The organism is Capnocytophaga cynodegmi DSM 19736 (genome assembly GCF_000379185.1).
In the GTDB taxonomy this organism is placed as follows: Bacteria; Bacteroidota; Bacteroidia; order Flavobacteriales; family Flavobacteriaceae; genus Capnocytophaga; species Capnocytophaga cynodegmi.
In genome coordinates, this window is sequence record NZ_KB900739.1 from 53,111 (window position 1) to 68,954 (window position 15,844).

Annotated in this window: 13 protein-coding genes; all 13 read right to left on the minus strand. The window is 34.1% G+C overall.

Translation table 11 applies throughout. The features are described from left to right. Positions 1-510: 510 nt before the first annotated feature. The 13 genes from YW9_RS0111985 to YW9_RS0112055 all read right to left on the minus strand — a co-directional run bounded on the left by YW9_RS0111985 (position 511) and on the right by YW9_RS0112055 (position 15,749). Entirely contained in the window at positions 511-918 is a 408-nt protein-coding gene (locus YW9_RS0111985) for a hypothetical protein (RefSeq protein ID WP_155848782.1), read from the minus strand. 36 nt (positions 919-954) lie between these two features. Beyond that, complete coding sequence (locus YW9_RS13530; RefSeq protein ID WP_018280414.1) at positions 955-1,125, minus strand: hypothetical protein; 171 nt, start codon at positions 1,123-1,125, stop codon at positions 955-957. A 527-nt stretch (positions 1,126-1,652) separates the two neighbouring features. Beyond that, positions 1,653-3,161: a T9SS type B sorting domain-containing protein gene (locus YW9_RS12930; protein WP_018280417.1), complete on the minus strand. Its 1,509-nt coding sequence runs from the start codon at positions 3,159-3,161 to the stop codon at positions 1,653-1,655. Between the two features lie 352 nt (positions 3,162-3,513). Beyond that, a complete protein-coding gene (locus YW9_RS0112010; RefSeq protein ID WP_018280418.1) occupies positions 3,514-4,110 on the minus strand; it encodes a DUF2911 domain-containing protein in 597 nt (198 codons plus the stop codon). A gap of 26 nt (positions 4,111-4,136) precedes the next feature. Continuing rightward, positions 4,137-4,853 (minus strand): type IX secretion/gliding motility protein PorT/SprT, encoded by a 717-nt coding sequence (gene porT, locus YW9_RS0112015; RefSeq protein WP_026194023.1) that lies wholly within the window; start codon positions 4,851-4,853, stop codon positions 4,137-4,139. A 1-nt stretch (position 4,854) separates the two neighbouring features. Then, positions 4,855-5,601 carry a bifunctional demethylmenaquinone methyltransferase/2-methoxy-6-polyprenyl-1,4-benzoquinol methylase UbiE gene (gene ubiE, locus YW9_RS0112020; protein WP_018280420.1) on the minus strand — a complete coding sequence of 249 codons (747 nt, stop codon included), beginning with the start codon at positions 5,599-5,601 and terminating at the stop codon, positions 4,855-4,857. A 123-nt stretch (positions 5,602-5,724) separates the two neighbouring features. After that, complete coding sequence (locus YW9_RS13205; RefSeq protein WP_081615913.1) at positions 5,725-6,501, minus strand: DUF3784 domain-containing protein; 777 nt, start codon at positions 6,499-6,501, stop codon at positions 5,725-5,727. Beyond that, positions 6,440-8,704, minus strand: a complete 2,265-nt coding sequence (locus tag YW9_RS0112030; RefSeq protein ID WP_394356364.1) for a GH92 family glycosyl hydrolase — start codon at positions 8,702-8,704, stop codon at positions 6,440-6,442. The genes YW9_RS13205 and YW9_RS0112030 overlap by 62 nt, the downstream gene beginning before the upstream one ends. Before the next feature lie 26 nt (positions 8,705-8,730). Continuing rightward, positions 8,731-9,792, minus strand: a complete 1,062-nt coding sequence (gene serC / locus YW9_RS0112035) for a 3-phosphoserine/phosphohydroxythreonine transaminase (RefSeq protein ID WP_018280423.1) — start codon at positions 9,790-9,792, stop codon at positions 8,731-8,733. 114 nt (positions 9,793-9,906) lie between these two features. Then, a complete protein-coding gene (locus YW9_RS0112040) occupies positions 9,907-10,965 on the minus strand; it encodes an acyl-CoA reductase (RefSeq protein WP_018280424.1) in 1,059 nt (352 codons plus the stop codon). 79 nt (positions 10,966-11,044) lie between these two features. Next, the gene (locus YW9_RS0112045; RefSeq protein WP_018280425.1) at positions 11,045-11,953 is read right to left on the minus strand and encodes a hypothetical protein; all 909 of its coding nucleotides are present in this window, start codon (positions 11,951-11,953) and stop codon (positions 11,045-11,047) included. A 205-nt stretch (positions 11,954-12,158) separates the two neighbouring features. Then, entirely contained in the window at positions 12,159-14,501 is a 2,343-nt protein-coding gene (locus YW9_RS0112050; RefSeq protein WP_018280426.1) for an oligopeptide:H+ symporter, read from the minus strand. 84 nt (positions 14,502-14,585) lie between these two features. Next, complete coding sequence (locus tag YW9_RS0112055; protein WP_018280427.1) at positions 14,586-15,749, minus strand: hypothetical protein; 1,164 nt, start codon at positions 15,747-15,749, stop codon at positions 14,586-14,588. Between the last annotated feature and the right edge of the window lie 95 nt (positions 15,750-15,844).

A 15,844-nucleotide genomic window follows, 5' to 3' on the forward strand; every position in this document is an offset into this window, starting at 1 on the left:
TCTATTCTTCATAAAAACTATATTAAAAAATATCTATTTTACAGGTTTCAAAAGAGATATCCCAACTTTTATAATCATCGTATCAATTAGATAAAATTCACCTTGTAAATACAAGATAATTAATAATTAACAGCGGGACAAATGTACTTACTAACCAGTACAAAATAAATAACTTTCCATTATAATTGGGATACTTTTCTATTAAAAATTCTATTTTGTTTCCCTTAAAAATAAGTAAATAATTTGGATATAGGATAACAATACATCCGATACAAGTTCCTAAAAAATTATTATATATCCCTAAAAGAGATAGAAAATAATTTCCAACATTTAAAATATTCACTTTGATTCCCAAAAAGTCTAGTAGAAAACTTAAACATAGCACATTAAATACTAAAGGGGGAACCATTATGACTAATGGATAGAATATATCTTTGCTTTTTTTCTTTTTTCTTATAAAAAGAACAGCGTCTACCCAAAGTGTATAATAATATTTTAGCATAATTTTTATTACCCTTTAAGATACAGCAAAAATAACGATAAAAAAAAGAAAAGTACACTTGTTATAACATAAGCTCTAAACATCTTCCCTTGTTTGTAAGGGTATTTTTCTATTAACCTTTCTATTTTTTTCTCTCTAAATATTGTAAAATAAAAAAACAAACAAATAGCAAAAAATATTACTGTCATCATCATTTTTTTATTATGAATCCCCACTATAGGGAATACTTGATATAAGCCTTTTCTTAATTCAATTTTAATTTCAAATAACAACAATAAAAATAATATTGTACCGATATTAAAGAACAAGACACTGGTCATATAAACTATTGGCAAAAAAGTCATTTGATCATCTTTTTCCCTCTTCCTAACATAAATAACAGCATCTACCCAAAGTGTATAATAATATTTTAGCACAACAACTAGTCTTCTTTAAGTTCATTAACAACGACTTTAACCAAATAATATACAGTTGTAGCTGACCCCTATAACTGCCCCATAATGTGTAAACATTCCCATACAAGAAATTCCAGAAGCCAATGTATCGAAAATTTCTTTATACTCAAAGTTTAAAATTCCTCCTGAAGAATAACTATTAATTATATTTTCAACTGAATCACCCATTTCTACTACAGCACCTGCAAAACCAAGTCCCCCCTTAGCTATTTTAAATATTTAACTACTCCAGGAACTAACTCGCCTTGTTTTTTTAGGTAATCTAACATCTCTTTTTTATGGTATTCCCAAAATTAAAGGCACCTGTTGTTTTTACAACAATATCCCAGGAAGAATTCCTAGTTCCTTCCCCTTTCTCTAACATACTACTTTTTCACCATAGATTTGGTTATTATTACTTCCCATTGAATACCCAGGATTTTTTATTTGATCTAACAATAGTAACAGGTTCCAGTACATTTGCATACCCCCTAACTTCGACATAACCTCCTATAAAAAGTCTGTAGTTGATCAGTAAAAAAATCATCTACTATGTATAGGTTATGATAAAAGCCTTCTCATCCACCTTTAAGGAGATCTATTTCTTCTTTCGCTAAAACCTCCGCTTGGCTTTCTATCTCTGAAAAAATTAATTTTATTAATTTATTTTTAATTCTCATAAAACATAAAATTATAGTGTTATGACACAAAGATAACTATCGCATCAATGTGAAATTTCCGACAAATTTACGTCCATCACGAGGCTCATTGGTTTCAATCGTGTACCAATAATCTCCTGAAGGAAGCGAAGTTCCATTATAGGTTCCGTCCCACGACTCGCCTTCACGCAATATTTTGATAAGTCGTCCGTGTCTGTCAAATATCTGTGTAATCATTCGTGGATAGGATTTTGTATTTTTAGGACTCCATCGGTCGTTATTACCATCATTATCAGGTGTAAAGAAATTCGGAACATTAAAATCAACAAACACTTTTTCAATATCCAAAATAACCTCACAGCCCAAAGCATCACGCACCACTACATTAATCTGCTTAACCGTTCTGCCTTGTGCATCAACATAGCCTGGGTCGGAATATTTAATCACATAACCTGACGTTTCATTGGCTTTTCCATTAAAAATATACTGATAAGGCGTACGACCTCCGCTGACCTCTACTGCGACCATTGCAATGTCTTGTTGAGGAACCTCAACCACAGAAAGTGGCTGTAAGTGAGTTATATTGAATGTCTGAGGAAATGTGTACTTGCAAGTTTCATAAAAAATGGTTAATGAAATTGCTGTATTTTCTGGCAAACGACTCGTTTCGATGTAACCAATTTTATCTTCAAATTTATCAAAAGTCACACTTTGAGCAATATCTGTACTATTGACTGCATAACGGACATTTGCGAAATTCAACCTATTTTCAAATGAAACCGCAGCCAAACTACGTCCAACATTATTCTCACAATTCTCTAAAACAGAAATATTTGCTTTCAGAGAAGGAATCGTTGAAAGTGAAATTTTAGCAATACTGATACAACCATTCACATTTTCAGTTCGGGCATACAAACGACTTAAACGATGTGGAGGAACATTATAAACTTCAGTTTTGTTAATCAAATTTGTGCCTTTTCGAGCGTCGCTTTCACTCAAATAATATGTAACTGTTACCCCAACAGAAGTGGTAATTTGATTATCTAACGTATTCAAATCCAAAGGATACACTCCATCTGCGTCATCATCACAAAGAGTTAAATTCACATCAGTTACCACAGGATTTGCCACTTTTTCAAGCGTAAGCGAACGAACTTCCGAACAGCCTTCAGCATTCGTAAAACGAACCCAAACCACTTTCTGACCTACAGCAAAATCATAATTAGCAAGATTGCTGGAAATTGGCAAAGTTCCGTTTTCAGCATCAACCTGCGAATCGTGGAATGTAATAGTAATCGAACTTTGGGCAGAATGTTGCGTCAACAGCATTGCACTGGCTTCCTGTTGAAGGTTTATCGTAACTCGATTTCCACTATTATCAAATTCACAAATCGGATTTACCACTCTATCAGTAGCTTGGATATACGGATATACAACAAGATTGATGGCAGCCCAATCATCACAGAAACCATTGGCATTAAGTCGTGCAAAAATCGTTTCAGAATATGGATTTACATTCGTNTTTATATAATTCTTCGTCAAAATAAATATTTCCATTTTGTTCATTTCTGGGATTTTGTTTGATATTAGGGATTATCTCTTCTTTCTGTAAAAAACTTCTCAAATCTCGACTATCAAAACTTGCATCAGCTTATTTTTTAGTCTTTAAAATACACTCCTATTGGAAACTCCTCCACTGGTAACCTATTTTTAATCGTTTGATTATCAGAAGAAAAATTGATGATAAATCAAATTTTGTTTTAAATCCTCTTTTTCCGATATTCAAATAGGAAATAATCCATTTTTTATCATATCTTTACTCAAAGTTCACTGATTTTCATTTTGTTATATAAAACAAAAATGCTAAAAATTTTTGGGACTTTTACTATTTTAAAGTTTAGACAGGTTTCATATTATTCTAAACACCCATATCCCTTTCTACTTGTTTGATTTCTTTTAGATGTTCAATAATTTTGTTAATATCTTCTTTATTGTCGACCTCAATGGGAATTTCAGCTTTCAAATATTCCCATCGGATAACTAAACTAATCTTTCCTTCACTGATATTTTCGAAAGAAATTTCCAACGATTCTTGTAATTCTTTCTGAACTTGTACAGGAATTTTAATTTCAATAGCATTTTCATTAGGGTCATAACTATAAGCACCCCAAGCATCAGCATCGTAGTTTAATGCTACAGTCCATTCGCGTTCTTCGGGAGTGATGAAAATAGCATATCTGCCTAATTTTGTGGGCTTACCACCAAAAAGAACACTCTGCTCAAAGGTAATGTTTGTAGCTTCATTAGCTCCCACACGCCAAATTTTTCCATACGGAACTAACTCACCAAAGATTTTGCGTCCACGTACACTTGGTCGTCCATAATCAACAGATATTTTTGTAACAGAAAATTGTTGAGAAATCACCTGTCTTGGACTTGCCATCGGATATTTATAATTTTGCGAGAAACCTACATAGGCGCTTAATAGTAACACAAAAGTGATAATTTTTTTCATAGATTGTTATTTTTATCGTTGTAGGGCTATTCAAAAGTGAGATTAATTAAAAATCCACGTGATTTTATTTTTCCTAAATTTCCAGTCCAAGGGCTTGAAGCATTACCATCTGGTATAAGTTCGTTATTTATTGAAAATAAACCTCTTATGGAAGGTGAGAGACGGAAAAAAGGTGTGTAAAGATCAATTCCTATTCCCATTTCATAGAAGAAAACACTTCGCTGAGTACGAAAAATACGTTCGTAATTATCTATATTTAGATTATAATTACTACTTAAGTTGATAGCCATTGAAGCTCCCGCAGTAAGATAAGGTTTAACATTATGCCAACGTTCTGAACTGAATTTTACCAACAAAGGAATATAAATATAAGTAGATTTTACCTCCCTTAGATAATCTCTTTTCTCATTCATACCAGGGAAATGGAGGTCACGTTTATTATAAACCAAGCCAGGTTCAAGCCTGAGGTCAAGGTATTTCATCAGTCGCATTGAGCCTGACAGTCCTACATTGAATCCCCAGTTTCTAACAGTTCTAATTTCACGTATTGTAGGAGTTCCATAATTTAAGTCATTGTAATTGAACTTGAAATCGAACGTATTTGAACCAAAATAATACCCCCATTGCAGTGGTTTTTCATCAAAATGCTCTAGATTCATAAGTGGACCTCTTCGTTGCCCCCAAACAGAAAAATTTCCAATGAAAATCAGGGCAAAAAAACAGAATATACAGATTTTTTTCATCTTAAAGTGTATTAGGTTTATTTCCCACGTAGATAGTAGCCACTCCACCCAGCGTTTTTGGATAGTATTTAGTTTCGCTATATCCAATTTTATCTAAAATGGCTTTAAATTTTTTTCCATAAGGAAATGCCGAAGCCGATTTTGATAAATAAGTATATGCGGAACGATCTTTAGAAAATATTTTACCAATCAAAGGCATAATAAATTTAGTGTAAGCAAAGTATCCCTGACGAAATGGAAACTTTTCAGGTACAGAAGTTTCCAAAACAACCAACCTACCACCAGGGCGAATAACTCGGTAAATTTCAGAAAGTCCTTTTTCTAAATTTTCAAAATTCCGTACACCAAATGCTACAGTTACCACATCAAAATAATCATCAGTAAAAGGTAAATTTTCACTATCACCAGATACCAATTCAATGCGTTCAGAGAGATTTTTCTTCTGAATTTTTTCTCGTCCTACTGAAAGCATTCCTTCGGAAATGTCAAGACCCACAATTTTCAAGCCATCAATCTCACTAAGAGCAATTGCCAAATCACCCGTGCCTGTTGCCACATCAAGAACCTTGTTTGGAGCAATTTCAGATACTTTTTTAACAACAAATTTCCGCCATTTGATGTCCGAACCCAATGAAATTACGCGGTTAAGCCCGTCGTAAGTGCCTGATATGGAATCAAACATTTGTGCTACTTGTTGTTTCTTCCCTTCAGTGGAATTTTTATATGGAGTGATTGTTTTTTCTGACATTTACCTTATTGCAGTTTTTTTGCAAAGATAGAGAAAAAGTTGAAAGTTTAAAGTTGAAGTACAAAAAATACGCTCCGTTCCATTCTTTTTCGCTTTAAGATGGTTGCAGATAAAAATTATAGTTTATTCCATTATCTGTTGATATGTTTGCTGAGTTTTTTCAGGATTTTTGTCATTGTAGAATATTTTTTCTCCATTCTTCCTGATAAGCATAATGTAAGGAGAATTCTTTGATTGTAGGTATAAAAAGACTTCTTCCTTGTCTTTTGTTTCGAATTTACCTTTCTTTACTCCTCCTAATTCGAAACCTCCTCTCCGAATAGCTATTTTAGGCAATTCTGATACCAATTTTATTTCCTGAATCTCCGAAAAAAATATTCCCTTTTCCGATGTATCTGTAATTCTGATAGTATCTCCTTCTTTTATGATTTCCATAGAAGACATTCCTGAAAAAACCATCATTAAACAAAATAAAAAGGTAATAATCAGAATAATATAAACTATTGTGTGATTTCTTTTTGTGTTATGTAGGAATTTTTCTGAGCTTTTCAGTGTATAAACAATTCCGATGAACATAACTAAAAGTATCCATATACTAACATATTCTTCCAAATCTAAAAAAAACATTATAGGGAATCCCATAATTAATAAGATTCCCATTGTAACAAATGCTTTTTTGATGTGTTTTGCTATTTTTTTGATGTCCAGATTACTTCTCTGTTCTTCTGACATTCTGTTATAACCAGCCAGTATTGTGGGGTCGCTTTGTACAAAGTAACCAATTCCGATGAAAAGTAGCCCGACGAATATACTGATTATCATTGCCATACTAAAAACACTATTTATCAAACTCCAAGTTTCCGTTATCTTTAAAACCATCAAACGGAAGTTTAAAGCCATCTATTTTTTTGTTATTAAGATATACTGAAGTACCTTTTTCATTCTCTGGAACATCTTTTGTATTTTTTTGAGTGTCTTCGAGATGGTTTTTACCTTTGGTGATGACAAATTTTTTGTTATCAGGAAGTTGTAATGTAGCTTTATCAAAAAGAGGACTTCCTAAAACATAGTAATCATCTACGGGGCTTACAGGATAAAAGCCTAACGCACTAAACACATACCAAGCCGAAGTCTGTCCGTTATCCTCATCACCGCAATAACCATCGGGGGTAGGGGCGTAGAGCTTTGTCATTACTTTGTGGAGTTTTTCTTTTGCTTTTTCAGGTTTGTTTATATAATTGTATAGATAAATCATATGCTGAATAGGCTGATTTCCGTGTGCGTAATTACCCATATCCATAATTTGCATTTCACGAATTTCGTGTATTGTAAATCCGTAATATGAATCATCAAACAAAGGAGGCATCTCAAAAACCTCATCAAGTTTCTGTTCAAACTTGTTAGTTCCTCCCATAAGTTCGATAAGTCCTTCAACATCGTGAAAAACCGACCAAGTGTAATGCAAACTATTTCCTTCGGTAAAGGCATCACCCCATTTTAGCGGATTGAAAGGCGACTGAAACGTGCCATCTTCATTACGTCCTCGCATCCAACCGGTTTCTTTATCGAAAACATTGCGATAGTTTTGAGCTTTCTTTTTGTATGAATCAACAATGTATTTACGATTCATTTTTTCTGCCATTTTATAAATTGCATAATCGGCATAGGCATATTCTAATGTACGAGCTACGTTTTCATTAATCCCAACATTGTAAGGCACATATCCCAATCTATTGTAATAATCTACACCCTCTCTGCCTACTGATTTTACAGGTCTGCCCTCATTTTGAGTTGCATTTTTGAGCATCGCTTCGAGCAGAATTTTAGCATCTTCTTCATTAATATTTCCTTTCAGATATGCATCAGCAATGATAGGAGCCGAATTAGAGCCTATCATACAATCACGATGCCCAGGACTTGCCCATTCAGGCAGCCAGCCCGATTGCTGATATGTGTTTATCAATCCTTTCATAAATTTCTGATTCATTTCAGGATACATCAAATTAAAGAAAGGAAATACAGCACGGAATGTATCCCAAAAACCATTGTCAGTGAACATATAACCCTTTTCGACTTTTCCGTTATAGGGGCTATAGTGTACAATCTCGCCTTTGGCATCAAATTCATAAAACGTACGAGGGAACAAAAGCACACGATACAGACAGGAATAAAATGTACGGATATTATCAATATTACTATCTTGAATTTCAATGCGTGAAAGTTCTTTTTCCCAGCGATTGAAGGCTTTTTCCTTTGTCTGTTCAAAAGTATCTGAGCCAATTTCATTTTTCAGATTAAGCATTGCTTGCTGGCTACTTATAAAAGAGGAAGCAACTTTTACATTCACTTGTTCGCCACGTTTGGTAGCAAAACCAATCACTGCACCTACGTGTTCTCCCTGATTTTCGGTAGTGTCCGAAAGTTTCCAACCATCACCCCACGTATTGTAAACCTGAAAATCTTTATCAAATTCAAGTACAAAATAGTTGTGGAAATTCTCCGGAACACCTCCGTTATGGTTTCGAGCATATCCGACAATCTTTCGTTCATTAGGCAGAATTTTTACCATCGAACCTTTAAAATACGCATCGAGCAAGATATATGATTTTTCAGCCTTTGGAAATGTAAAACGGAATTGAGCAGCTCTTTCTGTTGGCGTAATTTCAACCGTAGTGTCATAATCTGCCAAGTAAACTTTGTAATAGTGTGGTTTTACCTCTTCCGCTTTATGCGAAAACCACGAAGCACGTTCATTTTCTTCAATTTTAAGTTCACCAGTGATAGGCATTAGGGCAAAAGCACCATAATCATTAATCCAAGGGCTGGGCTGATGTGTTTGTTTAAATCCGCGAATTTTATTGGCTTGATACTGATATGCCCAACCATCGCCCATTTTGTTAGTCTGTGGTGTCCAGAAGTTCATTCCCCAAGGAGTAGCAATGGCAGGGTAGGTATTTCCGTTGGAAAGTTCAAATTTGGAATCCGTACCCATTAGTGGATTTACAAAATCAGTGTAAATGGTTGTATTTATTTGCTGAGGTTCTTCTTTAGAATTACAAGAAGATAAGAAAATACACGATACGACTAATAAAAAATATTTCATAATATTCATTTTAGGTTTCAATTTTTTCAATATTTTTTTTCCAGTTCCTTTAAAACGTCTACCAACACCTGTACACTTTCAATAGGCATAGCATTGTAAATGGAGGCTCGATATCCGCCAAGATTTCGATGTCCTTTTAGTCCACTAATATCTGCATTTTGCCAGAGAGTATCAAATTTTTGTTGCATTGATTGGTCTTTCAAAAAGAAAGAAACATTCATAAGTGAGCGGTCTTCTTTTGTAGCATATCCTTCCACAAGTGGGTTACGGTCTATTTCGTTGTAAAGAAGTTCGGCTTTGTCTTTATTGAGTTTTTCAAGAGCTTTTACACCTCCTTTTTCTTGTATCCATTGTAAAACCAACAGATTTACATAAATAGAAAACGTAGTAGGAGTGTTGAACATACTCTCATTTTTGATTTGGTTTTGATAATCCAAAATGGAAGGAATTTTACGAGAAACTTTACCCAGAATAGCTTTCTTTACAAGCACCATTGTACTACCTGAAGTTCCCAAATTTTTCTGTGAACCTGCATAAATAAGGCTGAACTTTGAGTAATCTATATCTCGTGAAAAAATATCTGAACTCATATCGGCTACCAGCGGAATGTTAGTCTCTGGAATATGATGAAATTGAGTTCCGTAAATAGTGTTATTTGTTGTAATATGTAGATAATCAGTATCAGAAGGGATACTGAAATTTTTGGGGATATACTTATATCCATCTGCTTTCGATGAAGCTATAATTTCTATATTGCCAAAAAGTTGTGCTTCTTTCAAAGCCTTGTTCGACCAAGTTCCTGTATCAATATAAGCTGCTTTTTTTTCTAATAGATTATACGGAACGGATAAAAATTGAGTACTTGCTCCCCCGTGAAGAAACAGAACCTCGTACGAATCATTTAAACCTGCTATTTCCAAAGCCAAAGCACGTGCTTTTTCAATAACATTGAGGAACTCTTTGCTTCGATGTGAAATTTCAAGAATTGATAAACCTGAATCTTCAAAATTAAGAACTGCTTTTGATGCTTTTTCAAAAACCGCTTGTGGCAGGATAGAAGGACCTGCACTAAAATTATGCTTTTTCATCTCCTTAGGTAAAAAACAAACAGAAAGTCTGTATAATATTTCTGTTTATGTTTGAAATTTTTGCAAAATTCCTAAATTATTTTCTTGCAGAAACTAAAAAAAGATTCTTTTTTATTACAAATTTGTTAGGAATTTAACAGTATCAACGTCATCAGCGTAATCCCAAAGTTGTGGTTGTTGTGTTTTTCCAAACGGAATTTCGTTGGTAATAAATCCATTAGCGACGATGCATTGTATCTTTTCGGTATCATTTAATAGCTGTTCTTTCAGGCTATCCAAATCGCTATAATATTCATAGAAAAGTGTTGCGATAGGGGAGGCATAGCTGGTGTCTTCTTTCAGAATTAAAAAACCATTCTCACGAAGTTTAAACAAGCTCATCAGATAAACAGCCTTATTGTAATCATAATTATTCGCATACTTCTGACCATTAATGATATCCTTAAAAGAATAAATAGCTTTAAAAAGATGGTCAAAATCATATTTTTCAGGAACAAAAACTTTCGAAACACTTCGGCAACCCAGTCCAAAATAGGTGAAAATATCTTTTCCAAGCTCAAAAAGTTCCTTTTCAGTTTCTTTTCCTGTGAGAATTGCAACGGAATTTCGATTTTTACGGATAATGTGTGGCTTCTTCCCGAAATAATATTCGAAATAACGTGCTGTGTTATCACTTCCTGTGGCGATTACAGCATCAAAATCTGTGATTTTTTCGTCCGTAAATACAAAACAATCTTTCCAAATGGGATTGATTTGCTGCAAATAATTAGCAATGAAAGGCAAAAGGATTTTGTCATCTGATGATAACTTCACGATGGCTTTATGCCCAGCGATTAATACCGATAAAAAGTCGTGAAAGCCTACCAAAGGAATGTTCCCTGCCATAATAATTGCAACTCTCTTAGGGGTTACCTTGCTGAAATCATATTTTTCGATCCATTTTTTTAAATTTTCTTCCGTTAGAGCTTCTGCCCACGATTTACAAGCGAATTGCAAGTTTTCCGGAGTAAACCAACCATTTTGCTGTTCTGCTAATTTGAGAGTTTCTTTGAATTTTTCAAATTGTAAATTATTTCCAGAAGGCATACTTTTATCTTCCTTGTACGGAAAAGACGCAAACTGAGCCAGAAACTTCCCCAAAGTTACCAAACTATTATATTTTTGGTTATTCATACGCTGTTATTCTGCTAATTATTGTGCAAAAATACGTATTATTTCTAAAAAAATGAAATACATCTGTATTGCCCTTTTGTTAAAAGCGAACTCTGTATTCTGCATTAATAATGAAATGTCTTGTTAGTCCATCAGGGCGAGATTTTCTTGCTACAAAAGGCATTCCTGTATTAAGTTGCAAACTATTTTTTGTATTAATTTGATAATCCAGATAGATATTTCCGTTTAGAGTTAGTCCTTGTGAGCCTTTAATGTGTTGTTTGTTTCCTGAAATGTCTGTAAATTGGTCGTTTGTTAAGTGATAAATAGGTAAAATACTTGGCGTCAGACTGATTTTATCTGTTATAGTAATAGGATAGGAAGCCCGTAGCAGAATATCTCCTCCTCGTTGATAATTTTGAGTAGATTGCAATTTCTTTAGAATCTCATTTGTTTGATTTTCCGCCAAAAACTCATTCTTATTTTGTAAAATAGGCTGTTGCCAAGCAAAAACAAAATGCAATTTATCAATTTGATAACTTAAAGCCATAATTGCATCAAGTGTTCCTAAACTTGATTGATAATCCATAGGTAATGAAAGCCCTTCTTGCTTTTTATTACCATCGGAAAGAGGAATTTTAGTCCCTAATGTAATGCTCAGTTTTTCATTAACTTTGTAATTGCCAGAAAGTAATATATCAGAAAGCCCCAAAGAGTGAATTCTGTTTCCGCTTTGAACAATAGATGTTACTCGTGTATCAAAACTGATTGCATCTGAAATTTGTCGGTTGTATTCTAAATAATTTCCCCAAAAATTTACATTATTATCTCCTGTTCCGAAGAAAAATCCTGCTTTTATTTGGTTTTTAACAGGCTCACTACGTTCCCAAAAATTTACAGGTTTTACATTATTAATTGTACAAAAACCTGCATCGCTACAACCTTGACTAAAAATAGTTTCACAAAATAATATTGAACTTGTTAGAGAATAAAAAATAACTTTACGCATAATTTTAATAACATTTATATATCTGTTTAGTCGTGATTTTTTTCAAATCCTGACAACTTATAGATAAAAAATAAATCATTAAAGAATTATCAAACCTGTAGAATAAATATTTTATAAAGAAGTTGGGATAAATAGAGATGATTTGATTTCTTTTATCATATCTTTTCTCTATTTATCCCAAGTAAATTGCTAATTTAAACTTCCTTTATTTCACTCCGTGCATTAATTTCTTAACTAAAGGACTGATGAAAATAATAATCAATCCGGCGACAATAGGCACAATGGTGAATATCAAGAAAAATGTGGATAAGTTGTATTTTTCAGTGATGTTTTCAATCTGCCCACCCAAGATGGCTGCTAATTTATTACCAATAGCGATTGCTAAGTACCACACTCCGAACATAAAGGCTATCATTCGGGCTGGGACGAGCTTCGATACGTAAGATAAGCCCACTGGTGCCATACACAGCTCTCCCATTGTGTGGAAAAGATACGCAACCACTAGCCAAAGCATACTTACCTTCACTCCAGAGCCTACGCCGTTTGCCCCAAAGGCGAGTAAACCAAAACCAATGGCCATTATGATAAGCCCCATTCCGTATTTCACTGCCGCAGGAGGGTTGTAACGACTATCCCAGATGCGTGAAAATACATTTGCCAGGGCGATGATAAAAAATGAATTGAGTATCGAAAACCAAGAGGTGGTAATCTCTACCCAATTGGCTTTTTCTTCCTTTACGGTGGCTTTTATCAATCCATTGTTGGTGTTGAGTTGTTCCGCACGTTCTCTTGCCCACGCTGCTTTCTTCATATCGGCATATCCGAAGGAGGAAAACTTATTATCTTTAGTCAAGATGAGAATTTCTTCCCCTCTGTTAAAGTGATTATCGCCTTCACCGATAATTGTCTCTCGATTTACAACCGAAAGTTCGTTGTTTTTACTCGGAACATAAAAGTCGAAAAGCATATTTCCATCTTTGTCTGTTGCTTGTTTCCCTGTTTTGTTATCCACTCGGGGTAAAGCAATAGTTTTGATAGTGTTTTCAATAATTTCGAAATTCCCTTTTGGTTTTTTATGCTCGTTGTAAGGCAAATACTTCACGATATTTTTTCCTTCAGCATTGTTTTCTGTTATTTTGAAGACTTTTTCTGTTTTTTGAATGCTGTTTTCTTCTGTAACTGAAATGGAATTATCAATAGTGATAGGGATATACTTTACAGCATAGCTTCCGTCCTCTTTTACTTTGAGGTTTTTGCCATCACTCTCATATACTTCAAATGCTTCATAGCTTACATTGTATGCTACTGTTTTGAAATCACGTTGTAGCATCCATCCGACAATCACCCATACAAGTCCGAAACAAATAAGTAAGACGATATTTGATGCTAATATCTTTGAAAACGTTTTTTTAGCCAGTATGAATAGTACATAAGTGATTAACGCCAATGGAATAATGGTGAGCAAAGCATTTACAATGTTGAAAATGATTGCTTGATTGTCTAAAAGCTCTCTTTGAACATTGTCTCTTGCAAAAAGAATCAAGGAGGAAGCTCCCTGCTCAAAGGAAAGCCAGAAAAACACGGTGAAGAAGGCAAAAATGATAACGGTTATCATACGCTCACGTACGATTTTGGTATATCGAGTAAGCCTTGAGATAATAACAAAGAAGAAAGCTATTAGCCCAAAAATGACTGCGATGTATTGCCCTTTGATGTTGGTTGTTTCCAAGAAGGAGAATAAGTCAATTCCCCCGATGCGTGATAATGGGTCATTGATGGCGTATCCCAGACCAATGATAGCTGCTATTCCTATCAGTATTTTATCTAATAATGTAAATGGATTAGGCTTATCTTCATCGGATATGGGTTTATTTTGATTTGTTTTGGTAATTTCCTGCTTGTTTTTGGAAGGCACGTCACCGATAGAGCCAAAAAGAGGACGCGCTAACCAAAATTGAAGCGTACCGATGAGCATAAATATTCCCGCTAATCCGAATCCCCAGCTCCAACCTACTTTTTCAGCCATATATCCACAAAGCATCATTCCGAAGAAAGCTCCAGCATTTACTCCCATATAAAAAATGGTGTACGCTCCATCTTTTTTCTCCGGAAGGTCTTTATACATATGGGAAATGATAGAAGTCATATTGGGTTTGAAAAAACCTGTTCCGATTACTAACAGCCCAAGCCCTACGTAAAGCCAAAATTCGGTTTCGAGAGCCATTGCTGCGTGTCCGAGTGTCATAATGATAGCTCCGATAACTATTGCCCATCGGTAGCCAATAAATCTATCGGCGATAGTTCCTCCTACAATGGGTGTGAGGTACAAAAGCATCACGTAGGTTCCAAATAATGCCCCTGCGTTCTCTGTTGTCCACTCCCAACCAGGGTTATACCCTATGAGAGCCATTGTTAGGAAGTTGACTAAAAGCACTCGCATTCCGTAGAAAGAAAAACGCTCCCACATTTCTGTAAAAAATAAAACGAATAATCCTGCTGGGTGACCGAGTACTTGTGTATCGAAAAAGTTGGTTTTCTGTTGTGACATATTTTTCTTTGTTTTGGTTTTACAGCGAAACATTTATAAGTTGTTTATCAGCTTCACATTCTTTTTCTTTTATATTTTTTGTTATTATCTTCTTTTTTTATACTGCAATGTTTCTAATGCACTTTTTTTTCTTTGATTTTTTAACCATCCGATGCTAAGTTGTAGGCTAATGGGATTTCCTGTTAAGTTTACAACCTTACTTAGTGTGTAATCTACGATATTATATTTGACACGTAAACCTAAATAAGTATTGTTTTTCAAATAATAACGATAGGCAATACCAAAATTTACATTGTAGCTGGTTGTTGAACTACTTTTTAAGCTTGCTCCTTTATCTTCTTTTAAAGCATCGAAGCCGTCAAGGGCAAGTCCACTGACAATTTGTATTTCATTATTCCCTTTTCTGTATATATCTCTGCCGACTTCAGCTCCTATATGTCCTCCAAAGAAATGCCTTGTAGGTATATAAACTTCTTCTTCGCGTCTTTTTGCCATATATTCATTAGCGCTTTTTAAAAATCGGAAACTCATTACAAGATCATAGTTCATTTTCTTGTTTTTCAATCCTAATTGAAGTCCTAACTCAGGGTGAGTTCCCAAAACATTTAGTTTTCCTGTTGGGATCCAAGCTCCAGTTAATATTGATAGATGTACTTCGGGCAAATCTATGAATTCGGCAACTCTTTCTTTGTATTCTTTTGTCAAAAATGAAGTTTCGTAAGTATTTTCTTGTAATTTATCAAAGATATTCTTGTGGTTTCCACTATAAAAGTCACATATAAGATATTCTGTGCTCTCTGTTTTGAATTTTTCTTTCAATTTGCCAAATTCTTTTTGAGTGAATTTGTCAAAATCTTTACCTATGGGAACATAATCATAATAACTTGCATAGTTTTCATATAAGTATTCTCTTTTTTCTTCAATGAGTTTCATTCTATTTTGGTAGCTTATTATATAATAGATGGCTCTGTCAGTAAGCAAACCCTCGAAGAAACGATTTTCGTAGATGGAAAGTAGTAATTTCGCTCTTTGCAGAGGTTCTGTAAGTCCACATTTACCTTCCCAATACTCCAAAAGTCTTTTTGCAGATTCTAAATTGTTATTATTGTAGTATTCCTCAAAAAGTGAAGTGCTGTTATAAGATACATCAGAGCAGGATAACTGTCTTTTTTCCATTAATTCATCAAAATTTTGACTGAAGAGAGAAAAACTACTAACGAAAATAAGTAATGTAATATATTTTTTCATATGCTTAGTAGGTATTATATTAATTTTTTAAATAAACTTTATCAAACTTTAAAAGGAAATAAAACTTTAATGAGCTTTATTTTGATACCTTTGAA

Bases quoted from the DNA above. Each gene is read 5' to 3' on its own strand.
- YW9_RS0112050 (WP_018280426.1), bottom strand. From the start codon at position 14,501: ATGTCACAACAGAAAACCAACTTTTTCGATACACAAGTACTCGGTCAC.
- porT (WP_026194023.1), bottom strand. From the start codon at position 4,853: ATGAAAAAAATCTGTATATTCTGTTTTTTTGCCCTGATTTTCATTGGA.
- YW9_RS13530 (WP_018280414.1), bottom strand. From the start codon at position 1,125: ATGGGTGATTCAGTTGAAAATATAATTAATAGTTATTCTTCAGGAGGA.
- YW9_RS0112030 (WP_394356364.1), bottom strand. From the start codon at position 8,704: ATGAAATATTTTTTATTAGTCGTATCGTGTATTTTCTTATCTTCTTGT.
- YW9_RS13205 (WP_081615913.1), bottom strand. From the start codon at position 6,501: ATGGCTTTAAACTTCCGTTTGATGGTTTTAAAGATAACGGAAACTTGG.
- serC (WP_018280423.1), bottom strand. From the start codon at position 9,792: ATGAAAAAGCATAATTTTAGTGCAGGTCCTTCTATCCTGCCACAAGCG.
- ubiE (WP_018280420.1), bottom strand. From the start codon at position 5,601: ATGTCAGAAAAAACAATCACTCCATATAAAAATTCCACTGAAGGGAAG.
- YW9_RS0112010 (WP_018280418.1), bottom strand. From the start codon at position 4,110: ATGAAAAAAATTATCACTTTTGTGTTACTATTAAGCGCCTATGTAGGT.
- YW9_RS0112040 (WP_018280424.1), bottom strand. From the start codon at position 10,965: ATGAATAACCAAAAATATAATAGTTTGGTAACTTTGGGGAAGTTTCTG.
- YW9_RS0112045 (WP_018280425.1), bottom strand. From the start codon at position 11,953: ATGCGTAAAGTTATTTTTTATTCTCTAACAAGTTCAATATTATTTTGT.
- YW9_RS0112055 (WP_018280427.1), bottom strand. From the start codon at position 15,749: ATGAAAAAATATATTACATTACTTATTTTCGTTAGTAGTTTTTCTCTC.